The following is a 23,825-nucleotide window of genomic DNA, read 5'->3' on the forward strand; positions in this document are numbered from 1 at the left end:
TCAGGCGTCCACGGCTTCCGCGTCCAGGCTCGCGGCATTGTCCTGGATGAATTTGAAGCGCAACTCCGGCCGCCGGCCCATCAGCGCCTCCATCAGATCGGCCGTCTTCGCGCGATCCTCCGGCGGCAGCACCACCTTCAGCAGCACGCGATTCTTGGCGCCCATGGTGGTGTCCTTCAGCACGGCGGCCGGCATTTCGCCCAGGCCCTTGAAGCGGCTGACCTCGACCTTCTGGTTCGCCTTGAAGTGCTTCTTGAGCTGGCGCTCGCGGTCCTTGTCGTCCATCGCATAGACGCTCTTGCCCCCGGCCTGCAGGCGGAACAGCGGCGGCTGCGCCAGGTAAAGCCGGCCCTGGCGCACCAGTTCCGGCGTTTCCTTGTAGAAGAAGGTCATCAGCAGGGCGGCGATATGCGCGCCGTCCACATCGGCGTCCGTCATGATGACGACGCGGCCGTAGCGCAGCTTGGCCAAGTCGAATTTCTCGCCCACGCCGCAGCCCAAGGCCTCGATCAGATCCTTCAATTCCTGGTTGCCGCGCAGCTTTTCGGCGCTGGCGCTGGCCACGTTCAGGATCTTCCCGCGCAGCGGCAGCACCGCCTGGGTCTCCCGGTCGCGCGCCTGCTTGGCCGAGCCGCCGGCGCTGTCGCCCTCGACCAGGAAAATCTCCGTCCCCTCGCTGCTCTCGCGCGAGCAATCGGTGAGCTTGCCCGGCAGGCGCAGCTTGCGCGTCGCGGTCTTGCGGGGCGTTTCCTTCTCGGCGCGGCGGCGCAGCCGTTCCTCGGCGCGCTCGATGGCGAAGGCGAGGAGGTTGTCCGCACTGGCGGGGTCGGCCGCCAGCCAATGGTCGAAGCGGTCGCGAAGGGCGTTTTCCGTCAGCCGCTGCGCGTCCGCATTGGTCAGCTTGTCCTTGGTCTGGCCCTGGAAATGCGGCTCCCGGATGAAGACGCTAAGCATGCCGGCCAGCCCTGTCAGCAAATCCTCGGCGGTGACGGTGGCGGCGCGCTTTTCCTTCTTCATCTCGCCATAGGCGCGCAGGCCCTTGAGCAGGGCCGCGCGCAGGCCGGCCTCATGTGTGCCGCCCTGCGGTGTCGGGATGGTGTTGGCGTAGGTGGAGAGGAAGCCATCGCCCTGCTCCAGCCAGGTGATGGCGTATTCGCAGCGGCCCGCGCCATCGGGGAATTCGGCGGTATCGGCGAAGGGGGTCGGCACCACGCCGGGGCGGCCGGCGATGGCCGTGGTCAGGAAGTCCGACAGCCCGCCCGGGAAATGCAGTACCGCCTCGGCCGGTGTGTCGCTGCCGGCCACCAGGGCCGGGTCGCATTTCCAGCGGATTTCGACGCCGCGATAGAGATACGCCTTGGAACGGCACAGCTTGAACAGCCGCTCGGCGCGGAAGGCCAAGGCGCCGAAGATTTCGGGGTCCGGCTTGAAGCGCAGCAGCGTGCCGCGCCGGTTGCGCACCTCGCCCTCGCGCTTCAGCTTGCTGGTGGGTTTGCCGCGCGCATAGGTCTGGCGGAACAGCTCGCCGCCGCGCGCGACCTCGACCTCCAGCGCCTCGGAGAGCGCATTCACGACGCTGCTGCCCACGCCATGCAGCCCGCCCGAGGTTTCGTAGGATTTGCCGGAGAATTTGCCGCCCGAATGCAGCGTGGTGAGGATCACCTCCAGCGCCGACAGTTTCGGGAATTTCGGGTGCGGGTCCACCGGGATGCCGCGCCCATTGTCCCGCACGGAGAACCAGTTGCCGGCCTCCAGCACCACATCGATGCGATCGGCATGGCCGGCCACGGCCTCATCCATGGAATTGTCCAGCACCTCGGCGGCGAGGTGGTGCAGCGCATTCTCATCCGTGCCGCCGATATACATGCCCGGCCGGCGCCGGACGGGCTCCAGCCCTTCCAGGACCTCGATATCGGCGGCGTTGTAGCTGGAGGCGGCGGCTTTGCCACCGCGCCCCGCAAAGAGATCGTTCATGATGTGTTCGCTATCCCTGAAGCCGGACCATACAAGGGCGGGCGAGTCGTCCGCAACCTCGGCGGCGTTCAGATCATGGCGAGCGCAAGCACCGCGAGCGCCACCGCGCGGCCCAGCCGTTCGCGCCGCCAGACCCGCAGGCCGAGCAGGGCGGGCAGCAGCAGCGTCCAGAGCGTGCCCAGCATCATGATCAGCGCGCCCTCGGGCGGCGCCAGGCCCAGCGTGGCGCTCCAGAGCAGGCTGACATTGCGCACAGCGCCCCCCAGCGCGAAGCCCCGCAGCAGCCCGGGCGCGATCATGCGGGCGGCCGTGACGCCCAGCGCCGCACCCACCACGGAGGCGAGCAGCAGCCCCAGCAGCGCCTGGCCCCAGATCGCCGCCTCCACCTCCAGCCGCGGCAGCCCCGCCGCGATGGACAGGGCGATGCCGCCCAGCGCCAGCACGCCCAGGCCCCGCATGGGGCGCGCCAGGATCAGCCGCCGCCGCTCGCCAAGTGCGCGTCGCAGCGCGTAGCCCAGGAGGGCCGGCACGCCCACCATCAGCAGCACCCGCCAGAACAGGGCCTGCGCGCCGACCACCTGGCCCTCCAGCACCAGCCCCGCAACCAGCGGTGCGGTCAGTGGCATTGCGAAGAAGCAGAGCAACTGCGTCAGCAGCAGCGGCCGAACCGGCAGGCGCAGAAGCGAGGCGACCAGTGCGGCCCCCCCCGCCGCCGGGCAGGCCGCCACCAGCACCAGCCAGCCGCCCGCCTCATCCAGCCCGGCCCACAAGGCCAGGCCATGCACCAGCACGGGGGTGGCGATCAGGTTGCAGCTGGCCAGCAGCAGCACCGGCGGCCATTCACGCACCTCGACCCGGCCGGGCTCGGCCAGGCCCACGCTCATCGCCAGCAGAATGATGACGCAGGGCACCAGCACCGCCTGGCCCAGCAGCGCCAAGGGCGGGATGGCGAGGCCAAGCAGAAAGGCCAGGGGCGGTGCGAAAAGCCCGAAATCCCCGATGCGGCTGAGGCCGGCGGCCAGGCCGCCCCTCACGGAAGCTGGCCCAGCAGGCTGGCCGCGAAGAAGCCGGCCACCTCGGCGGCCGAGAGCGCGGCCAATTCGGGCCAGGCCTCGGCCCGCACCCGGCCTGTGCCATCGGGCCGGGGCAGCATGGCATGGCCTTCACCAGCGAAGGCGGGCCGATCCCAGGCATAGCTGGCGCCGGCCAGGACTCGCAGCCGGACCGATGCGCCCGCCTGCCCCAGCGCCGTACCGAGGCTGTCGCAGGATGCGGCCGGGTTGGCCGGATCCGCCGCGCCATGCATCAGCAGCACTGGCTGGGCCGGCATCGCGGCGAGGGCGATGCCGTCACAGCCCGGATAGAGCAAGGCGCGGGCCGCGACCTGTTCGGGCATGGCGGCGGCCAGCCGCGCGCCGGCCCCGAAGCCCAGCAGGCCCAGCCTCTGGCCGGCCACGCGCGGATGCCGGGCCAGGCCAGCCAGCACCGCCTCCAGGCTGTCACCCGGCCATTGGGTCATCTCCAGCACGGCAAAGCCGGCACCGAGCAACTGGTCCATGTAGAGGCTGGCGCGGCCATCCGGCTCCTCACCATCCTGGAGGATCACGATGGCCGGCGTCTGGCGGCCCGGCGCGCCGAGAGGGAGGATCAGCGTGCCGATCGCGCCGGCGGCGGTGAAGGCCTCGGCTTCCTCGACAGGTTCAGGTGGAGCCTCGCCTGCGACCAGGGGTTGCTGTGGGCCTAGAAGAAGCATCAGATTCAGCAGGCCGAATTGCAACCAGGAGTTGATTTTCCGGGCGCGGAACTGGAAGCTGATTGGCATCTTCATGCTCCTGCTTGTTAAAATGGGCGATCAGGATGTGTGTGGGCCCAGGGATGGGCGCCTTATGCCCACCCCGGAGCGCTGCATGCCGTGCGCTGAGTCACATCCAGGGCAGGCAAAACACGCTAAGGTTGTGATGCTTCCTGCTGTGGAGAGGTGCCGTGCAAGCCGCCAAGCCCAACCTCTCCGCACCCGAATGGCCGAGGCGTCCGGGCCAGGCCTTGGCAGCCAACACGCTCCGCAAACCATCCCACATCCGAACCCCCTTGCCCGACGACGCGCCAACTACGCCCGGACCGACGCGGCTTGTCCTGAGGCTGGTCCGAAATCCGCTCGGGCCGCCGGTGCGTAGGCCCGAAATTTTGCCGAAACCGGCGGATCCCAGGCTGGTCTCGGGCTTGTCATGCGCGGGCGATATTGCGACTCGGCATGCATCCACCAAAATCAGCCCGCGCTGGTCCGGCACATGACAGAGGAGCTTTGCGTATGAGTGACGCGGCGACTCGCCGCCGAATGCTCGCCAAATCGCTGAGCTTCGACGGCTTCACCCTGGATACCGCGCGCGGCGCCCTCTCGACCGGCGACCGGGAGGTGGTGCTGCGCCCGAAGACCGCTGCCGTATTGGCTCATCTCCTGCTGCATGCGGGCGAAGTGGTGAGCCGCGAGGCCCTGCTGGACGCCGTCTGGCCCGATGTCGCCGTCACAGATGACAGCGTGACTCAATGCGTCTCCGAAATCCGAAGGGCGCTGGGCGAGGCCGCGCCCCGCCTGCTGCAGACCCTGCCGCGCCGGGGCTATCTGCTGGCCACGGAACTTCGGCCGGAGGCGCCGCCCGCAGCATCCGCCCCCAATATGGCGCCGCGCCGCCGCGCCGCCCTGGCGCTGGCTGCTGGCCTGCCAGTATTGGCCGCTGCCTATTGGCTGTGGCCGGCGCTGCCGCAGCCCGCACAACTTCCGGCCGCTTCCCCACGCGCGATGGCCGAAACCCTTTTGGAGCAAGGCCGCGCACGCCTGCGCGGCGGCGGTTCCTTCGAAGTCCGGCTCCGTGAAAGCCTGCCCTTCTTCCGCGAGGCCAGCGCGCTTGACCCCAGCCTCGCCCAGGCCGCCGCCGAGGCCACCTTCACCTATGCCAATCTCATCACCGCGCGCCACAGCGAGGATCCGGCGGCGGACCTGGCCGAGGCCAGGCGCTACGCGGAACTGGCCCATGCCGCGGCACCGCAGGACCCCTTCACCCTGCATGCCCGCGCCGTCGTGCTTCGCCACGAAGGGCGCTACGCCGAGGCCCTGCCGCTGTTCCGCCAAGCGGGTGAGGACCCCAGCCGCATTACCGCCCGCGCAGGGGCGGGGCTGATGCTGCTGCTGCTCGGGCAGGCGAGGGAGGCGATTGCACCGCTCGAGGCCATGCTGGTGGAAGCGCCCTTTCACCCCTTCGCCGGCACCTGGCGGACCTATCTGGGGATCGCCAAGCTCTTCGCGGGCGAGGCGGATCACGGGGCTGAGGATTTCGCGCTGCCGCCCAGCCTGCGCGCCTTCATGCCGCAGGAGGAGCGGTTGCTCTACCGCCTCGCCGCACTGGCGCAGACCGGCCGCGCGGCCGAGGCCGCTGCCCTGCACACTCACTTGAGGGCGCGCGCCCCGGATCTGCTGGCCCGGACGCTGGCGGCGCCCGCCCTTTCACACGAGACCGCCTATCTGGCCCTGCGCGAGGCGCGCTTCGTGGTCCCGCTGCTGGCAATGGGCTGGGCCATCAGGATGGAATAACGGTGGGACGCGCCGCCCGGGCCGTCTCAGTCCAGATGCGCCTCCAGCATCCACAGCGCCTTGTCCAGCATGCGCGAGGTGCCGGTCAGCAAATCCGCCGTATCGGCGTCACCCGCCTCGGCGGCCGCATCGATCGCCGCGCGGGTGGTATCGGCCAGGGCGGCATAGCGTTCGGCCAGCGCCGCCACATGCGCCAGGCCGTCCCGCAGCTTGGCGGGATAGGGTGCCAGCCGGGTGGCCGCACCCACCGCCTGGGTAGTTCCATCGGGCGTGCCGCCCAGCTGCACGATGCGCTCGGCCGTGTCATCCACGGCGGTGCCGAGCTGGTCGTAGAATTCCTCGAACTTCGCGTGCAGCGCCGCGAAATGCGGGCCGCGTACGGTCCAATGGGCCATGCGCACGCCATTGGTCAGGTCCATGAGGTCCACCAGCGCCGCATTCAGCAGCGCCACGCTGGCGAGGCGGGCATTCTCGCCCAGGGTGTTTCGGGTCTTGAACAATTTGGCCATGGAAAACTCCTTGTCGGACATGATGTGGGCAGCCTCGCGCTGCATGTCACGTGATGCTGTTCAGACCCTGACATTCACATAGCGCACGGCTTCCGGCCCGCCCTCATCCGCGTGGAAGCCGGCGGCGCGGGCCAGCGTCACGCGATCCTCATCCGAAAGCCGCCCGGCCTCGCGCAGATGCTCGGCCCAGCTTTCGATGGCCCAGAGCTCAACCCAGCGATCCGGCTTGGCAATATCCTCATAGAGCCGCCAGGTGGCCGCACCGCCGCGCAGCCGGACCAGCCGGCATTCGGCCATGACAGCCAGGAACGCAGTCCGGTCGCCCGGCGCCACGTGATAGCGCACCACTTCCAGCACACGGTTCGCATCGTCATGCAGCAGATCGTGCAATTCGGCGGCGGCCGGGGCGGGACCGGCCAGTTCCACCGCCGGTGGAGCGCTGGGGGCATCGCCCTCCAGTCGCCAATGCCGGACCAGGATGGCGCCTATGGCGGCCCCCAGCGCGAACAATGCCATGGCCCAGGTGACGCCCAGCAGGCTCGCGATCCAGCCGGAAAGTGCGGAGCCCGCCGCCAACGCGCCGAAGAAGCACATCTGGTAGATGCCGATGGCCCGCGCCCGCACCCAGGCCGGCGCCGCCATCTGCGCCGAAGCCTGCAAGGTGGAGGCAGCCGAAATCCAGGACACGCCATAGAGCAGCATCCCGATGGCGGCGAAGCTCCAGTGGTGCAGCAAGGCCAGGATCGCCATGGCCAGCGCGCCGATCAGCGAGGCCCAGAGCACCATGCCGGACCGGTCGAGCCGCCCGCGCAAGGCCGGCAGCAGGAAGCCGGCACCCACCGCACCCACCCCCATGCAGCCCAGCAACAGCCCGAAGGCCTGCGGGCCGAGCGCCAGCGTGTCCCGCACCAGCAGCGGCAAGAGCCCCCAGACGGCCGAGCCGAACAGGAAGAACACCACCGCGCGCATGATCGCCGCATGCATGGCAGGCGTGGCCGCGACAAACCGCGTCCCCGCCCGCACGGCGGAGAGGAAATGCTCCCGCGGCATGCGCGACGACGTGGCCGGCCGCTTCCAGGCAAAGAGTGCGGCCACCATGACCATCAGGCAGAGCGCATTCAGCGCGAAGGCCGCCTCCATGCCGAACCAGGCGATGGTCAGCCCGCCGATCGCCGGGCCAATCGCGCGGGTGATGTTGAAGCCGATGCCGTTCAGCGCGATGGCGCTGATCAGATCCTCACGCGGGACCAGCTCTGGCGTGGTCGCCGCCCAGGCCGGAAAGGTCATGGCGAGGCCGGCACCGAGGCCAAACGTCAAGGCCACCAAGCCCCACGCCCCCAGCGCATCAAACCCGCTGAGCAGGCAGAGCAGGCCCGCCACGGCCGCCATCCAGAGCTGGGCGGCAATCAGAAAGACGCGGCGGTCCATGATATCGGCCAGCGCACCTGCCGGCAGCGCCAGCAGGAACACCGGCAGCATGGAGGCGGCCTGCACCAGGCTCACCATCATCGGCGAGGGATCAAGGCTGGTCATCAGCCAGCCCGCCGCGGTGTTCTGGACGAAGAGCCCGATATTGGAGGCCAGATTGGCCAGCCACAGCATCCGGAAGGCCGGATGGCGGAGCGGCGCCAGCGCGGCCGGGTTCTTCATCGCGCCAAGCTTTTCATCAGCCGACCGCGAATTTCACGGCACACAGGCCGGAGAGCAGCCAGACCGCGCCATGCACCTCAGCGGCGCGCCCGGCCAGCGTCTTGATGCCGGCATAGGCCAGGAAGCCGAGCCCGATGCCGGTCGCGATGGAAAAGGTGAAAGGCATCGCGAGGACCGTGAGCATGGCAGGGAGGTACTCGGTCTCATCCGCCCAATCCACGCCTTTCAGCGCCTGCGCCATGAGGCAGGCCACAAAGACCAGCGCGGGTGCGGTGGCAAAGGCCGGAACGGAGGCCGCGAGGGGAGCGAAAAACAAGGCCAGCAGGAAAAAGCCGGCCACGGTCAGCGCCGTCAGCCCCGTCCGGCCGCCCTGCTGGATCCCGGCGGCGCTTTCGATGAAGCTGACCGTGGTGGAGGTGCCCAGCGCCGCGCCGATCATCGCCCCGCCGGAATCGGCCATCAGCGCGCGGCCGAGGCGCGGCACGCTGCCATCGGGGCGCATCAGCCCTGCGCGATGGGTGGTGGCGATGAGGGTACCGGCATTGTCGAGCAAATCCACCAGGAAGAAGGTGAAAACCACGCTGAGCAGCCCGAGTTGCAGCGCGCCCGCGATATCCATCTGCAGGAAGGTCGGCGCCAGCGAAGGGGGCGGCGCGAAGATGCCGCCGAACTGCGTCAGGCCAAGGGGAATGCCGGCCGCCGCCGTCGCGAGGATGCCGATGATGACGGCCCCCGGCACGCGGCGCGCGGCCAGCGCCGCCATCAGCACGAAGCCGCCGCAGCCCAGCAGAACCGGCGCAGAGGTGAGTGCCCCCATGCCCACCAGCGTGGCTGGATTGGCCACCACGAGGCCCAGGTTCTTCAAGCCGATCAGGCCGAGGAACAGCCCGATCCCGGCCGCGATGCCGAGCTTGAGCGAGAGCGGAATGCCGCCGATCAGCCACTCGCGCAGACGCACCGCGCTGATGGCGAAAAAGATCATGCCCGAGAGAAACACGGCGCCCAGCGCCACCTGCCAGGGAATGCCCATGGCCCCCACGACGACAAAGGCGAAATAGGCGTTCAGTCCCATGCCGGGCGCCAGCGCGATCGGGTAATTCGCCAGCAACCCCATCAGCGCCGAACCGATGGCGGCGGCCAGGCAGGTGGCGACGAAGGCGGCCCCCGGATCAATGCCGGCGGCGGCCATGATCTGCGGGTTCACGATCAGGATATAGGCCATGGTCAGGAAGGTGGCCGCACCGGCTGCCATCTCACGCCGGGCGGTGGTGCCGTGCGCGGTGAGTCCGAAGAATCTTTCCATCTGCGAATCCTGTCTGATCCTGGTGTCAGGCTAGCGCCAAACCGCGCGCGGGCCGCGCGGCCGGGGTTGGTTTCAAGCCGGGTGCAGGATTGCATCGCTTGCGGGAAGCGCAACCAGGGCGCGCCTTTGCCTGCCGTACGGGCAAAGCGGCGGTCTCGTGGTGCAACTCAAACAGCCCCCTGTGTGGCCTCCGGAGCGGCACGGAGCTTGCATGCAAAGATTGCATCGCCGCAATCCGCAATCCCTCCCGGAGACTGCCCCATGATGGATATCCGCCGCCGCTCCCTCCTTGCCACCCCGGCCATCATCACGTCCCTGGGTGCCAGCGAGGCCGAGGCGCAATCCGCCCAGCCGCTCCGCATCGCCATGTCCATCGGCGATGTGCCGCGGCTTTGGGGCGGGCCGGAGGCGGGGTTCGAGGGCGTGCGCTTCGGCTCCTACTTCGTCTATGACAGCCTGACGCTGTGGGATCTCTCGCGCGATGACGCGCCCTCCGGCCTGCGCCCGGGACTGGCCACCTCCTGGCGGGTGGATGAGGGCAATCAGCGCCGCTGGATCATCGAACTGCGCCAGGGCGTGAAGTTCCATGATGGCTCGCCCTTCGATGCCGATGCGGCCATCTGGAACCTGGAGAGCATCTTCAACAGCAACGCCCCGCAATTCGAGGGCACGCGCTCGGGCCTGGTGCGGGGCCGCGCGACCTCGGTCGGCAGCTACGAAAAGCTCGACACCCACCGCATCGCGATCACGACGCGCGAGGTGGACGCGACCTTCCCCTTCCAGATGGCGTTTCTTTGGTTTGCCTCTCCGAGCCACTGGCAGGCCATGGGCGGTGACTGGCAGCGCTTCGCCATGAACCCTTCGGGCACCGGCCCCTACAAGGTGGTCTCGATCACGCCGCGCCAGCGTGCCGATCTGGAGGCCAACCGCGACTATTGGGATGAGCGCCGCATCCCCAAGGCGCCGCGCACGGCGCTGCTGCCCATCCCGGATGGCGCGGCACGCGTCGCCGCCTTGCGCGCGGGGCAGATCGACGTGGTGGAATCCCTGCCGACCGACACCATCGCTTCATTGCGCGCGGCACGCTTCCAGATCGTGCAGAACAGCTACCCGCATATCTGGGCCTGGCGGCTGAACGTGACGGAGGGTTCGCCCTTTGCCGATCTGCGCGTGCGGCAGGCCGCCAACCTCGCCATCAATCGCGAGGAGATGGTGGCCCTGCTCTCGGGTGCCGCCCTGCCTGCGCGCGGCAAGGTGACGCCGGAGGATCCCTGGTTCGGCAATCCTGGCTTCCGCCTGCGCCATGACCTGGCCGAGGCACGGCGCCTGATGACGGCGGCCGGCTATTCGGCCACGCGCCGTTGCGCCATCAGCGTCATCATGCCGGTTTCGGGCGGCGGCCAGATGGTGCCGCAACCGATGAACGAGGCGATGCAGGCCGGCCTGCGCGAGGCCTTCTTCGATGTCAGCTTCCTGCCGGTGGATTTCGCCACCGCCATCAACCAGATGCGCGCCGGCGCGCGGGACCCCGCCTCACGCGGGGCGCATGCGATCAATGTCGCCATCCCCTCGATGGAGCCGAACACGGGCTGGCTGATCTATGACAGCCAGCTTTCAAATCCGCGCGGGATCAATTGGGGCTACTACAATTCGCCCGCGGTGGACGGCCAGCTGCGCGTGGTGCGCAACAGCTTCGAGCCGGCCGAGCAGGCGCGGCAGATGGCGCGGCTGCACAATATCCTGATCGAGGAAGCCGCCTTGCTCGCCGTGGTGCATGACCTCAACCCGCGCGCGTTGAGCCCGCGCTGCCGCGGCTTCGTGCAAGCGCGCAGCTGGTTCCAGGATTACACGCAGATCAGCGTGGGGTAGCGCCGAGCCCTTCTGGACCAGGTCCCGGGGCGGGCCCGTTACCTTTGCGGCCCGCTTGACGAAGAGGGGGACATCCCCACCCTTGGGCGTGAGACCTGCGCCAGGAGACATCCCATGCTGATCCGCCGCCGCCGAGGCTATGACATTCCCGAAAGCCAGGTGACGCCTGAGCGGTTTGTGCTGAATCGCCGTGCCCTGTTCGGCGCCGGCGCCGCCCTGCTCCCTTCCGTGGCGATGGGCCAGCAGGCGGCAGGCGCGGTGCCGCCCCTGCCCGAGCACCAGCGCAACCTGCGCTTTCGCCCGGAGCGCGACGTCACGGCCGAGCGCGAGGCGACGACCTACAACAACTTCTACGAATTCGGCACGAGCAAGAACATCGTGCGCGAAGCCAGCCGCATGGCGCTGCGCCCCTGGACCATCAAGGTGGATGGCATGGTCGCCAAGCCGGCCGAATTTGGCGTGGATGACCTGATCCGCCTGCTGCCGATCGAGGAGCGCATCTATCGGCTGCGTTGCGTGGAAGCCTGGGCGATGACTGTGCCCTGGACCGGCTTTCAGCTCTCCGAGTTGCTGAAGCTGGTCGAACCGCAGGCCGGCGCCCGGTATGTGTCCTTCCAGACGGCGAGCCTGCCTGCCGTGATGCCGGGCCTGCGGCAGAACTGGTATCCCTGGCCGCATATCGAAGGCTGTTCGATCGAGGAGGCGGCCAACGAACTCGCCTTCATGCCGGTCGGCATGTATGGCAAGCCGCTGCAGGCCCAGAATGGCGGGCCGTTCCGCGTGGTGTTTCCGTGGAAATACGGCTTCAAATCCGGCAAATCCGTCGTGCGGATCACGGTGACGGATCGCCGGCCGGAGAATTTCTGGTTCAAGATCCAGCCCTCCGAATATGGCTTCTGGGCCAATGTGAACCCCGAGGTGGCGCATCCGCGTTGGTCCCAGGCATCCGAGCGGTTGCTCGGCTCGGGCGAGCGGGTGCCGACACGGCTGTTCAATGGGTATGGCGAGTTCGTGGCCGGGCTCTACACGAATCTCCAGCGGGAGCGTCTCTGGGCCTGAAACCTGGCGGAAGCGGCGTGGCGGATGTCAGCCGGGGACGCGTCCCCTGCCCCAGTCAGCCGGACATCCCAGAGGCGGGCGGGGCCATCGCCCGCTCGATATGCCGTTCTTCCATCCGCGGCGTCGCGCCCTGTGATGGATGGCCCCCTCACCGGTGGGCGAGTTCCGCCATGCATGCGGGAAATCGGCACCGTTCAGCAGGCGCGGATGACCCGGCGGTGGGTCACAGCAATCGGACGGCGCACCGGGCTGGGCGACCAGCCCGATCGTCTGGCCTGGCCGGGCCCAACCTTCCGGCGGGACCGCCCTTGGTCAGGCGCTCGCCTTGGTTCACAGGAGCCAGCTTGACTGCGAATAGACCACGTAGCTGGCGCCCGCGTCATTGCCGCCGGCATTGTCGTTCTGCAGCGCTCCAACCAGGATGTCGGACATGCCGTCGCCGTTCAGATCGGCGATGACGCTGAGGCCAATTCCGGCCAGGTCGTTGGCACTCTCGCCGTAGATCTTGAAGCCGCCGACCCCATTGGCGACGGTGTCGAGATTGACTGCCATGCCATCCGCCTTGCCCCAGACGACATAGGCCGCGCCGGCATTGGTCCCGCCGCCATTGTCATTCCAGTAAGCCTGGATCCCAAGATCAGCCATGCCATCCCCGTTGATGTCGCCCAGGCTCTGCACACGGGACACCTGGTCCGCTGCGTTCTCGCCGTAGATCTTGAAGCCGCCCACGCCGAGTGCCACGTCGTCGAGATTGACCGCGGTTCCGCTGGCCTTGCCCCACACCACATAGGCGGCACCTGCATTGTTGCCGCCGGCATCATCGCCCTCCCCGCCGAGCAGGATCTCGCCGAGTCCATCGCCGTTGATGTCCCCAACACCCGTGATCGAACTGATCAGATCGCCGGCCTTCTCGCCGATGATCTTGAAGCCGCCCAGGCCAAGTGCGACATCGTCGAGATTGACGCCAGTGCCGCTGGATTTGCCCCAGACCACATAGGCGGCACCGGCACTCGCCCCGCCCGCGCCGTCATTCAGTGAGGCCAGCAGGATCTCGCCCTTGCCATCGCCGTTGAGATCACTGCTGATGCCCATGGACCACATCTGGTCATTCGCGTTCTCGCCGGTGATCTTGTAGCCGCCATTGCCGGCGGCGACGTTGTCCAGATTGACCAGCGCCCCGTCCGATTTACCCCAGACGACATAGGCCCCGCCGGCATTGCCGCCATTATTGGGGGCCACGACGACGATCTCGGACTTGCCATCGCCATTGAGGTCGCCGATCGATCCCACGCCGCCGCTGCCCAGCAGGTCGCCCGCGTTCTCGCCGATGATCTTGTAGCCGCCATTGCCGGCCGCAACGCTGTCGAGGTTGACCGCGCTGCCGGAGGATTTGCCCCAGACCACGTAGACCGCGCCGGCATTCGCGCCACCGGCATTGTCATTGCCCCGCCCCGCGACGACGAGCTCAAACATGCCATCGCCATTGAGGTCACTGACCGAGCCGAGACCCGAGCCCCAGGCCAGCTGGTCATCGGAGTTCTCACCATAAATCTTGTAGCCGCCATTTCCCGCCGCGACGTTGTCCAGATTGACGGCCGCACTGCCTGCCGCCGCACCCCACACCACATAGGCGGCACCGCTCGTGGCGCCGCCGCCATTATTCTTGTGGGCACCGATGAACATCTCGGACAGACCATCGCCGTTCAGGTCGGCCAAGCCCAGTGATGGGAAGCCAGCCTGGTCGCCCGCATGCTCGCCGTAAATCTTGTAGCCGCCGCGGCCGGCAGCAACGTCATCCAGATTGATGGCCTGGACAACCTGGGCGCCCTCGGATTTGCCGCCGATGGTCACGACGAGATAGCGACGCGACGAGGCGTCCGTGGAATCGATAGCGAGGCTATCGGTCAGGCTCTGGCCATTGTTCAGGGCCTGCACAGCGGCCAGGCCGTTGTTGAGCGCATAGCCCCAATCGCCAGTGCCCGCGTTGAAGCTGAAGCTGCCATATTTCCCGGCCAGGGAGGCCGGCGTCATGAAACCGGATTGCCCCGCATCGGCATCCGTCGCCGTGACCCTGCCGGAGGCGGTCAGTGCCGTATCCTCCAATACCGAGCCCCGGAAGGTGCCAGCCATGGTCGCGATATCATTGGCGCCGGCGATGGCGATGTTGATCATCCTGCTGGCCGAGCCGTCGCTCGATGTGACAGCGAGGCTGTCGGTCACCGATTGCCCCGCCGCCAGCGCCTGCACATTCGCACCCGCATTGTTCAGCGCATAACCCCAGGCGCCCGTCGCCGCGTCAAAGCTGAATGTGCCATAGACGCCGGCCAGCGAGGCCGGTGTGGCGAAGCCCGCCTGCCCCGCATCCGGATCCACCACGCTCAGCGTGCCCGAGGCCGTCAGCGTCCCATCCTCGGCCACTGCGCCTGCACTGCTCCCGGTGATCGCCGCCGTGTCATCACGGCCCTGGACCTCAAGCTGGATTGTCGTGCTCGCTGCACCATCAAGCGAGGACACGACCAGACTCTCCGTCATGCGCTGCCCGGTGATCAGCGCCTGCACATTCGCGGCCGCGTTGTTCAGCGCGTAGCCCCAGGCGCCCGTCCCGGCGTCAAAGCTGAATGTGCCATAGCTGCCCACCAGCGAAGCCGGCGTGGCAAACCTCGCCTGGCCCGCATCCGGGTCCACCACGCTCAGCGTGCCCGTTGCCGTCAGCGTCCCATCCTCAGCAACAGCACCAGCGCTGCTGCCCGTGATCACCGCCGCGTCATCCTGGCCCGCGATGCTCACGCGGATCATCTGGCTCGCCGAGCCATCCAGCGACGTCACCGTCAGGCTGTCCGTCACCGATTGCCCGGTCTTGAGCCCCTGCACATTCGCGCCCGCATTGGCCAGCGCATAACCCCAGGCGCCTGTCGCGGCGTCAAAGCTGAACATGCTATAGCTGCCCGCCAACGAAGCCGGCGCGGCAAAACCCGCCTGACCCGCATCGGGGTCCGTCACCACCAGCATGCCCGAGGCGCTGAGCGCGCCATCCTCAGCCACCGAACCCGTCGCCGCGCCCGTGATCACCGCCGCGTCATCCTGGCCTGCGATGCTCACCACCAGCGACTTGCTGGCCGAACCATCCGTCGAGGTGATGACAATGCTGTCGGTGACACTCTGGCCCGACACCAGCCCCTGCACCGCGGCCGAAGCGTTGGCGAGCGTGTAGCCCCAGGCCCCCGTCGCCGCATTCAGCGTGAAGCTGCCATAGGTGCCGACCAGCGAGGCCGGGACCACAAAGCCCGACTGCCCCGCATCCGCATCGGCCACCGTGATCGTGCCGCCCAGCGTCAGCAGACCATCCTCGGCCACGCCGGTCGGTGCCGGCGGCGGCGCCTGGCCGAACACCACATAGGCTGCGCCCGCCTGGCCGCCGCCCTCATTGCTGTTCAGATAGGCGCTGACCAGCACCTCCGGCAGGCCATCGCCATTCAGGTCGCCGATCGAGCCCAGCGCCCGGCCGGCATAGCCGCCCGAGCTCTCCGCATGGATCTTGTAGCCACCAATGCCGGCCGAGATCGTCGCCGTGCTCACCGCCGTCCCGGTGCTCTTGCCGAAGACCACATAGGCCGAGCCGTGGTCGCTGGCGTTGTTGTAATTGCCGCTGTCACTCTCGGAGCCGATCAGCAACTCCGCCAGGCCATCGCCGTTCAGATCGCCGATGCTGGAGACCGCCGAACCCAGTGCGTCGCCCTGTTCGCCATAGATCTTGAAGCCGCCGATCCCAGCCGCGACGTCATCCAGGTTCACCGTCGTGGTGTTGGACTTGCCCCAGACCACATAGACCGCGCCGGCCTCGCCATTGCCTGGCATGTCACCACCCGGTGCCGCGATCACCAACTCCGCCAGCCCATCCCCGTTCAGGTCGCTGATGGAGGTGACATTGCGGCCTGCCTGGTCCTGCCCATTCTCGCCGATGATCTTGAAGCCACCCGTGCCGGCCGCGACGCTGCTCAGGTTGATCGCCGTGCCATCCGCCTTGCCGAACACCAGATAGGCGGCGCCGGCATTGGTGCCGCCTGCATTGCCGTTGAGATGCGCGCCGACCAGCAACTCCGCGCGGCCGTCGCCATTCAGGTCCGCGACCGAGGCAATGGAATAGCCCAGGAAATTGTCCACGCCTTCGCCGAGTATCTTGTAGCCGCCGGTGCCGGCCGCGACATCCGTCAGCTTGACCGTGCCCCCGCCCGATTTGCCGAACACCACATACGCCGCGCCAGACGAGCGCCCGCCAGTTTGTTCCTCCGGTGCGGTGAGCAGGATTTCCGGCAGGCCATCGCCGTTCAGGTCCCCGATCGCCGAGACCGCGTAGCCAGCGGTATCCGCGCCAAGCCGGCCTTCGCCCTGGATCTTGTAGCCGCCCGTGCCCCGGGAGACATCATCTAGGTTGACCGTCGTGCCATCAGCCTTGCCCCAGACGACATAGGCAGCGCCGCCATCGCTTCCGCCGGCGTCATTGCCGGGCGCGCTGATCAGCAGATCAGCCCGGCCATCGCCATTCAGATCGCCGATGGAGCTCAGGGAGAAGCCCGCGCGATCCTGCACGTTCTCGCCCATGATCTTGAAGCCGCCCGTGCCGGCTGCGACCTGGTCGAGGTTCACCGCCACGCCATCGGCCTTGCCGAACACGACATAGCCCGCACCCGCATAGAAGCCGCCCGCGCCGTTCAGATGGGCGCCCAACAGCACTTCCGGCAGGCCATCGCCATTCATGTCGCCCACCGAGGTGACCGTGACACCGGCCTGGTCGTTGAACGCCTCGCCATAAATCTTGTAGCCGCCCACGCCGGCGGCCACGGCATTCAGGCTGATCACCGGCATGACCGGCGTCGCGCCCGAGATCGTGATGGCCGCCACGTCATTGGCACCCGCGATGGCGACGCTGATCACCTGGCTCGCCGAGCCATCGAGCGAAGCGACGGTCAGGCTGTCCGTCACGGATTGCCCCGCCGCCAGCGCCTGCACATTCGCCGCCGCATTGTTCAGCGTGTAGCCCCAGATGCCCGTCCCGGCATCAAAGCTGAACGTGCCGTAGCTGCCCAGCAACGAGGCCGGCGTGGCAAAGCCCGCTTCGCCGTTGTCCGGATCAGCCACGCTCAGCATGCCCGATGCCGTCAGCGTCCCATCCTCGGCCACAGAACCTGCGCTGGTGCCCGTGATCACCGCCGCATCATCCTGGCCCGCGATGCTCACGCGGATCATCTGGCTCGCCGAGCCATCCAGCGACGTCACCGTCAGGCTGTCCGTCACCGATTGCCCGGTCTTGAGCCCCTGCACATTCGCGCCCGCATTGGCCAGCGCATAACCCCAGGCGCCTGTCGCGGCGTCAAAGCTGAACATGCTATAGCTGCCCGCCAACGAAGCCGGCGCGGCAAAACCCGCCTGACCCGCATCGGGGTCCGTCACCACCAGCATGCCCGAGGCGCTGAGCGCGCCATCCTCAGCCACCGAACCCGTCGCCGCGCCCGTGATCACCGCCGCGTCATCCTGGCCTGCGATGCTCACCACCAGCGACTTGCTGGCCGAACCATCCGTCGAGGTGATGACAATGCTGTCGGTGACACTCTGGCCCGACACCAGCCCCTGCACCGCGGCCGAAGCGTTGGCGAGCGTGTAGCCCCAGGCCCCCGTCGCCGCATTCAGCGTGAAGCTGCCATAGGTGCCGACCAGCGAGGCCGGGACCACAAAGCCCGACTGCCCCGCATCCGCATCGGCCACCGTGATCGTGCCGCCCAGCGTCAGCAGACCATCCTCGGCCACGCCGGTCGGTGCCGGCGGCGGCGCCTGGCCGAACACCACATAGGCTGCGCCCGCCTGGCCGCCGCCCTCATTGCTGTTCAGATAGGCGCTGACCAGCACCTCCGGCAGGCCATCGCCATTCAGGTCGCCGATCGAGCCCAGCGCCCGGCCGGCATAGCCGCCCGAGCTCTCCGCATGGATCTTGTAGCCACCAATGCCGGCCGAAATCGTCGCCGTGCTCACCGCCGTCCCGGTGGCCTTGCCGAAGACTACATAGGCCGAGCCGTGGTCGCTGTTGTTGTTGTAATTGCCGCTGTCGCTCTCGGAGCCGATCAGCAATTCGGCCAGGCCATCGCCATTCAGATCGCCGATGCTGGAGACCGCCGAACCCAGCGCGTCGCCCTCCTCGCCATAGATCTTGAAGCCGCCACGGCCGGCCGCCACGTCATCCAGGTTCACCGTCGTGGTGTTCGCCTTGCCCCAAACCACATAGACCGCGCCCGCATTGATGCCGCGGGCCACGCTCGTATCCGAATAGAGCGAGGGGTCGCTGTCATTATAGGGCGCTGCGATCACCAGTTCCGCCAGTCCATCGCCGTTCATGTCGGCGATCGAGGTAACGGCATAGCCGGCCTGGTCGGTGTTGGTGCCGTAGAAGGAGTAAGGCGAGGTCTCCGAGCCATTCTCGCCGATGATCTTGAAGCCACCCACGCCCGCCGCGACGTCATCGAGGTTGATGGCCGCGCCATCCGCCTTGCCAAAGACCAGATAGGCCGCACCCGCATCCGTGCCGCCCTGGTCATTCCGATGGGTGCCAATCAGCAATTCCGCGCGGCCATCGCCGTTGAGGTCACCCACCGAGGCCACGGAGATGCCCAGCGTATCGCCGGCATTCTCGCCGATGATCTTGTAGCCGCCCAAACCGGCCGCCACGTTGGCGAGGTCCACATTGGTGCCGCTGGCCTTGCCGAACACCACATAGGCCGCGCCGGCATTGGCACCGCCCGCCGAGTCATAGCGCGAGCTGACCAGGATATCCGCCAGCCCATCGCCATTGAGGTCCTGCACGGCGGCGATGGCATAGCCGGTGCCGCCGCCGGTGATCGTGAAGCCAGCCATGCCGTCCCGGACGTTGGCCATGCTGATTGGGTTGGTGCCGGACTGGCCCCAGACCACCGCGGCCTCGCCGCCGGCATAGCCGACCAGAACTTCCGGCAGGCCATCGCCATTCAGGTCGGCGATGCTGCCCACCGGGCCTGTCAGCAACTCCGTCTGATACACGCCGCTGATCCGATAGCCGCCGGTGCCGGCCGCGATGTCGTCGAGATTGATGGTCGTCCCATCTGCCTTGCCGAACACGACATAAGTGGCGCCCAGCGACCCATCGCGCACGCCGGGCGCACTGACCAGCACTTCGTCCAGCCCATCGCCATTGAGATCGCCGATCGAGCCGATCGCCGTGCCGGCCTGGTGATCGAAGCCCTCGCCGATGATCTTGTAGCCGCCCACACCTGCCGCCACGGCATTCAGGCTGATCACCGGCATGACCGGCGTCGCGCCCGAGATCGTGATGGCCGCCACGTCATTGGCACCCGCGATGGCGACGCTGATCACCTGGCTCGCCGAGCCATCGAGCGAAGCGACGGTCAGGCTGTCCGTCACGGATTGCCCCGCCGCCAGCGCCTGCACATCCGGCGCCGCGTTATCCAGGACGTAGCCCCACACGCCCGTCCCGGCATCGAAGCTGAAGCTGCCATAGGTGCCGGCCAGCGAGGCCGGTGTCGCGAAGCCTGACTGGCCCGCATCCGCGTCCAGCACGCCGAGCGTGCCAGAGGCCGTCAGCACCCCATCCTCGGCCACCGAGCCCGCGCTGGTGCCGGTGATCACCGCCGTGTCATTGGCGCCGTTGATGGTCACCAGGATGTCCTGGCTGGCCGTACCATCGACGGATTTCACGGTCAGCTTGTCGATCAGGGACTGGCCCAGGGCCAGCGCCTGCACGGCCGGCGCCGCGCTGTTGAGCGTATAGGTCCAGGCGCCCGTCGTCGCATCGAAGCCGAAGCTGCCATAGGTTCCGGCCACCGTGCCGACCGGGCTCCCGCTGGATGCACTTCCGCTGGAACTGCTCGAACTGGTAGTGCTACTGCTGGTGCTGGTGCTGGTGCTGGTGCTGGTGCTGGTGGTGCTGCTCGAACTGACCGCCAAAGAGCGAGGGCCCGGGAATCCCGGCGGGCCCGGCGGAAGCGGGGCTGGTGACGTCGGCACGGCGAAGCGCGCCTCGCCGCTATCCACATCCGTGACACTGAGCACGCCCGAGGCCATGCCTGGATTGTCTTCCGTCACCGCACCCGTGCTGGTTCCGAAAATGCTGGCAGCGTCATTGGTGCCCTGGATCGTCACCAGGATGTCATGGCTGGCCGTGCCGTCGAAGGAGGTCACGGTCAGCTTGTCGGTCAGCGTCTGGCGCGCATTCAGGGCCTGCACCTGGGCCTGTGATGAATCCAGGGCATAGCTCCAGCCGCCCGTCAGGGCGTCAAAGCTGAAGGCACCATAGCTGCCGGCCAGCGAGGCCGGGGCTGCGAAGCGCGCCTCGCCATGATCCACATCGAGCACGGTCAGCACGCCCGAGGCCTGGGCCGAATTATCCTCAGTCACCTGGCCGCGATCGCCGCCCGTGATGCTCGCCGCATCATTGGAACCCTGCACCGTGAGGGTGACCTCAGCCGTGCCGGTATCCCCATCGGCGTCGGTCACGCGGTAGGTGAACAGCACATCCTGCGTCTCGCCCACGGCAAGGCTTTCGAAGGCCCGCCCCGTCGTGAAGGTGAAGCCGCCATCCGTCGTGATGACGAGGCTGCCCAGCGCCGGCGCGGCGCCGTTCAACTCCACCAGCGCGATCAGATCCGGCACCACATCATTGCCGACCAGGCTGCCACTGACGGAGGCACCATCCGCAACCGTAAAGCCATCCGCCACCGCGCCCACGGCATCATCCTCCGTGGAGAGCGCCACGCCATCCACCGTCACGCCGAGCGTCTCGATACTGTGCAGCTTCGTGCCGAAGGTCTCGCTGACCACCTCTCCGCCGCGCCGCGCGGCCGGCGTGTTCAAGGCGCCCACCAGCCGCACGATCTCGGCTTGCGTCGTGGTCAGGAACCATTCGGCCCGGGTGAAATCCACCCGCAGCGTATCGGTGCCGGTGCCGCCCCAGAACTCGTCCTTCACCAGCGTCTTCTGCGCCAGGGCGTGTATGATCAGGTCATTGCCGCCATCACCGAAGATCTGGTCCGTCCCGGCCTCGCCCGCCAGCGTGTCATTGCCGAGGCCGCCATAGATGGTATCCAGGCCATCACCGCCCAGGATGCTGTCATGGCCCACATCGCCCGAGGCGAAGTCGTTGCCGGCACCGAGCATGATCTGGTCATTGCCGTCATTGCCATAGGCCGCGTCATCGCCGCCCCCGGTATTGATCGTGTCATTGCCCGCGCCGCCCAGGACATTGTCCTGGCCTTGGCCGGTGGTCACGTTGTCGTTCTCGGAGCCGGCATCCACGTGGTTATCGCCGTCCCCGGCGCGGATCACATCGTAACCGGCACCGCCCATGATCCAATCATCGCCGGCGCCGGCCTCGATCGTGTCATTGCCGGCCTCGCCCTCCACGAAATTCGCGCCGCTGCCCGCCTGGATGCTGTCATTGCCGGCGCCGCCGGAGATGTCGTCATCGCCGCTGCCGGCCGTGATCGCGTCATTGTCGTCACCGCCGTCAATCACGTTGCTGCCATCGCCTGCCACGATGGTGTCATTGCCGGCACCGCCCATGATCAGATCATCGCCCGCACCCGTCGTGATGCGATCATGCCCAAGCCCGCCATCCACCTGGTTGGCGCCCGCGCCGGCCTTGATGATGTCCTCGCCTTCGCCACCCAGGATGCTGTCATCACCAAGGCCACCGGTGATGCTGTCATTGCCGATGCCGCCCAGGATGGTGTTGTCGCCATCGCCCGCGTTCAGCGTGTCATTGCCGTCACCGCCCAAGAGGCTGTCGGCGTCCGCGCCGGCCGTGATGCTGTCATTGCCCAGGCCACCACTGACGGTGTTGGTGCCAGCGCCGGCATTGATGACGTCATTGCCGTCATCGCCCGAAATGCTGTCCGCCCCCGTTCCGGCGGTGATGCGATCCACGCCCGCGCCGCCACTGATGGTGTTGTCGCCATCACCCGCGTTCAGCGTGTCATTGCCATCATCGCCTGAGAGGCTGTCGGCGCCCGCATCGGCCGTGATGCTGTCATTGCCCAGCCCGCCACTGACGAAATTGGCGCCTGCCCCGGCGCTGATCACATCATTGCCGGCCTCGCCCAGCAGGCTGTCATTGCCATCGCCGGCGGTGATGCTGTCCGTGCCGCCACCACCCAGGACGGTGTTGTTGCCCTCCCCGGCCAGGATGGTGTCGTTGCCACCGCCGCCGATGACGGAATCATCGCCTGTTCCGGCGTCCACCCAGTTGCTGCCCTCGCCGGTGTCGATCAGGTCATCACCGATACCGCCGAGGATGCTGTCATTGCCTGCCCCCGCCGAGATGACGTCATTGCCATCATCGCCGCTCAGCGTGTCATTGCCGCTGCCGCCCGTGATGTCGTCGTCACCCGCGCCGCCGCTTGCAATGTTGCTGCCAGCGCCGGTTGCGATGACGTCATCGCCCTCCTGGCCCTCAATGCTGTCATTGCCAGCACCCGCGACGATGCTGTCCTCACCCAGGCCGCCGAGGACCGTGTTGTTGCCTTCGCCGGCCTGGAGGAGATCATTGCCGTCCCCCGCATCCAGCCGGTCATCTCCGGCCCCGGCGCGCAGCGTATCCTGGCCATCGCCGCCGGAGAGCGTGTCATCGCCGTCGCCGCCATCCAGAAGATCAGCCCCGTCGCCGCCGGTCAGGCTGTCCTGGCCCGCCCCGCCGAGCAGTTGATCATCGCCCACGCCGCCATCGAGCGTGTCATCCCCCAGGCCGCCATCCAGCAGGTCATCGCCCTCGTCGCCGGAGAGGCTGTCCTGGCCCGCGCCCCCCTGGAGGCTGTCATTCCCCAAACCGCCGATCAGAGTGTCATGGCCGTCATCGCCGGCCATCCGGTCGCCAGCGGCAGAGCCGAAGAACAAGTCATCCCCGTCATAGAGGCGCCCCGACGCCCAGTCCGCGGAGGCGAGGGAGGCCGCGTCCAAACGATCGTTCGAGGTTGTTCCGTTAAGGGTACGACGCGCCATGATTGAAACTCCTGCTTTTGCAGGTTGTGGCGCTGGTGGATCGATCCACAATGGCAATCAGGGATGATTTAAATCGGCGTCATACAATCCAGGGTTGTGTAAGTGATTTTTGCCTTGCAGCAATAGGCCAGCAAAAATCACGACATAAAATTTCATTTAGTTCAAAATGAGAGCATATGCCGATTAACGTTTCTTTTCATTCATGATTTATGCTGGTTTATTGCTCTTATTGTTCTATTTGCGGGCATTTAGGCATGGGTGAAATTTCAAAAGCAAAAATCAATGAAAATTGCGTGCGCAACAATATGATTTGACTGCTTTGCGTTACATCGACGATATAAGCAACGGAACAGGCGAAATGACGGGAGGCCCCGTCATGAATTTCCATCCCAAGAACCATCTTAATGATCGCAAGGAATGAAAATCATTGCCCGCCCCCCCGCGTCGCGCGCCAGTCACACGACTGTGAGCGGGTTGCGCAGCTTCGGCCGAGGCGACACAGGGCTTCCCGGCTGGCAGCAGCGCAGCCATCGCCGATCAGGAGAGAACATAACGCCGCCCACCGCTCTGGCTTCAAGCCACAGGGGCGGCGGGGCAACAATGCGGTCAGGCCGCAGTCGAAGCTGGGCGGGCTTACCCGCCGCCGATATCGTCGGCCAACGGGCTTGAAGCATACCCAGAACCCCGCTGGCACCACGCCAGCCATCAGCCATCCACCCGGAGCACTCTTCGTCTGAGGGAATGGCACCAGCGGCCAGGCCACATCGACGCCCGGCGTGCCGTCATGTGATTTTGCAACGCATCCGCCACCCCAAGCCCACTGGGTTGGGCTGCTACATCG

General features: G+C 67.4%; 10 protein-coding genes. 3 read left to right on the forward strand and 7 right to left on the reverse strand.

Features of this window, described 5'->3' with window-relative positions; translation table 11 throughout:
• From parE to LHU95_RS16650, 3 genes are all read right to left on the reverse strand, one after another.
• A complete protein-coding gene (gene parE / locus LHU95_RS16640; protein WP_248708082.1) occupies window positions 1–1,974 on the reverse strand; it encodes a DNA topoisomerase IV subunit B in 1,974 nt (657 codons plus the stop codon).
• A gap of 68 nt (window positions 1,975–2,042) precedes the next feature.
• Window positions 2,043–3,008 carry a hypothetical protein gene (locus LHU95_RS16645; protein ID WP_248708083.1) on the reverse strand — a complete coding sequence of 322 codons (966 nt, stop codon included), beginning with the start codon at window positions 3,006–3,008 and terminating at the stop codon, window positions 2,043–2,045.
• Complete coding sequence (locus LHU95_RS16650) at window positions 3,005–3,802, reverse strand: dienelactone hydrolase family protein (RefSeq protein ID WP_248708084.1); 798 nt, start codon at window positions 3,800–3,802, stop codon at window positions 3,005–3,007. Before LHU95_RS16650 ends, LHU95_RS16645 begins: the two co-directional genes overlap by 4 nt.
• Before the next feature lie 480 nt (window positions 3,803–4,282).
• Here LHU95_RS16650 and LHU95_RS16655 point away from each other — a divergent pair, with 480 nt between their 5' ends.
• A complete protein-coding gene (locus LHU95_RS16655; RefSeq protein ID WP_248708085.1) occupies window positions 4,283–5,560 on the forward strand; it encodes a transcriptional regulator in 1,278 nt (425 codons plus the stop codon).
• Between the two features lie 26 nt (window positions 5,561–5,586).
• On the opposite strand, the gene dps is transcribed toward LHU95_RS16655, so the two are convergent.
• Genes dps through LHU95_RS16670 form a run of 3 tightly spaced genes read right to left on the reverse strand, consistent with a single transcriptional unit; the run spans window position 5,587 to window position 9,022 of the window.
• Window positions 5,587–6,069 carry a DNA starvation/stationary phase protection protein Dps gene (gene dps, locus LHU95_RS16660; protein ID WP_248708086.1) on the reverse strand — a complete coding sequence of 161 codons (483 nt, stop codon included), beginning with the start codon at window positions 6,067–6,069 and terminating at the stop codon, window positions 5,587–5,589.
• 60 nt (window positions 6,070–6,129) lie between these two features.
• Window positions 6,130–7,719: an MFS transporter gene (locus tag LHU95_RS16665; protein ID WP_248708087.1), complete on the reverse strand. Its 1,590-nt coding sequence runs from the start codon at window positions 7,717–7,719 to the stop codon at window positions 6,130–6,132.
• Between the two features lie 16 nt (window positions 7,720–7,735).
• A complete protein-coding gene (locus LHU95_RS16670; RefSeq protein ID WP_248708088.1) occupies window positions 7,736–9,022 on the reverse strand; it encodes an NCS2 family permease in 1,287 nt (428 codons plus the stop codon).
• A gap of 261 nt (window positions 9,023–9,283) precedes the next feature.
• On the opposite strand from LHU95_RS16670, the gene LHU95_RS16675 reads away from it, so the two are divergent.
• Together LHU95_RS16675 and msrP are read left to right on the forward strand one after the other, a co-directional pair.
• Entirely contained in the window at window positions 9,284–10,891 is a 1,608-nt protein-coding gene (locus tag LHU95_RS16675) for an ABC transporter substrate-binding protein (RefSeq protein WP_248708089.1), read from the forward strand.
• A 114-nt stretch (window positions 10,892–11,005) separates the two neighbouring features.
• The gene (msrP, locus tag LHU95_RS16680) at window positions 11,006–11,950 is read left to right on the forward strand and encodes a protein-methionine-sulfoxide reductase catalytic subunit MsrP (RefSeq protein ID WP_248708090.1); all 945 of its coding nucleotides are present in this window, start codon (window positions 11,006–11,008) and stop codon (window positions 11,948–11,950) included.
• Window positions 11,951–12,280: 330 nt separating this feature from the next.
• On the opposite strand, the gene LHU95_RS16685 is transcribed toward msrP, so the two are convergent.
• Complete coding sequence (locus LHU95_RS16685; protein WP_248708091.1) at window positions 12,281–22,984, reverse strand: VCBS domain-containing protein; 10,704 nt, start codon at window positions 22,982–22,984, stop codon at window positions 12,281–12,283.
• Window positions 22,985–23,825 lie beyond the last annotated feature (841 nt).

The organism is Sediminicoccus sp. KRV36, from assembly GCF_023243115.1.
In the GTDB taxonomy this organism is placed as follows: domain Bacteria; phylum Pseudomonadota; class Alphaproteobacteria; order Acetobacterales; family Acetobacteraceae; genus Roseococcus.

Coding starts and splice junctions, on each gene's coding strand:
- LHU95_RS16675 (WP_248708089.1), top strand. CDS start 9,284: ATGATGGATATCCGCCGCCGCTCCCTCCTTGCCACCCCGGCCATCATC.
- LHU95_RS16650 (WP_248708084.1), bottom strand. CDS start 3,802: ATGAAGATGCCAATCAGCTTCCAGTTCCGCGCCCGGAAAATCAACTCC.
- dps (WP_248708086.1), bottom strand. CDS start 6,069: ATGGCCAAATTGTTCAAGACCCGAAACACCCTGGGCGAGAATGCCCGC.
- msrP (WP_248708090.1), top strand. CDS start 11,006: ATGCTGATCCGCCGCCGCCGAGGCTATGACATTCCCGAAAGCCAGGTG.
- LHU95_RS16655 (WP_248708085.1), top strand. CDS start 4,283: ATGAGTGACGCGGCGACTCGCCGCCGAATGCTCGCCAAATCGCTGAGC.
- LHU95_RS16665 (WP_248708087.1), bottom strand. CDS start 7,719: ATGAAGAACCCGGCCGCGCTGGCGCCGCTCCGCCATCCGGCCTTCCGG.
- LHU95_RS16670 (WP_248708088.1), bottom strand. CDS start 9,022: ATGGAAAGATTCTTCGGACTCACCGCGCACGGCACCACCGCCCGGCGT.
- LHU95_RS16685 (WP_248708091.1), bottom strand. CDS start 22,984: ATGGCGCGTCGTACCCTTAACGGAACAACCTCGAACGATCGTTTGGAC.
- parE (WP_248708082.1), bottom strand. CDS start 1,974: ATGAACGATCTCTTTGCGGGGCGCGGTGGCAAAGCCGCCGCCTCCAGC.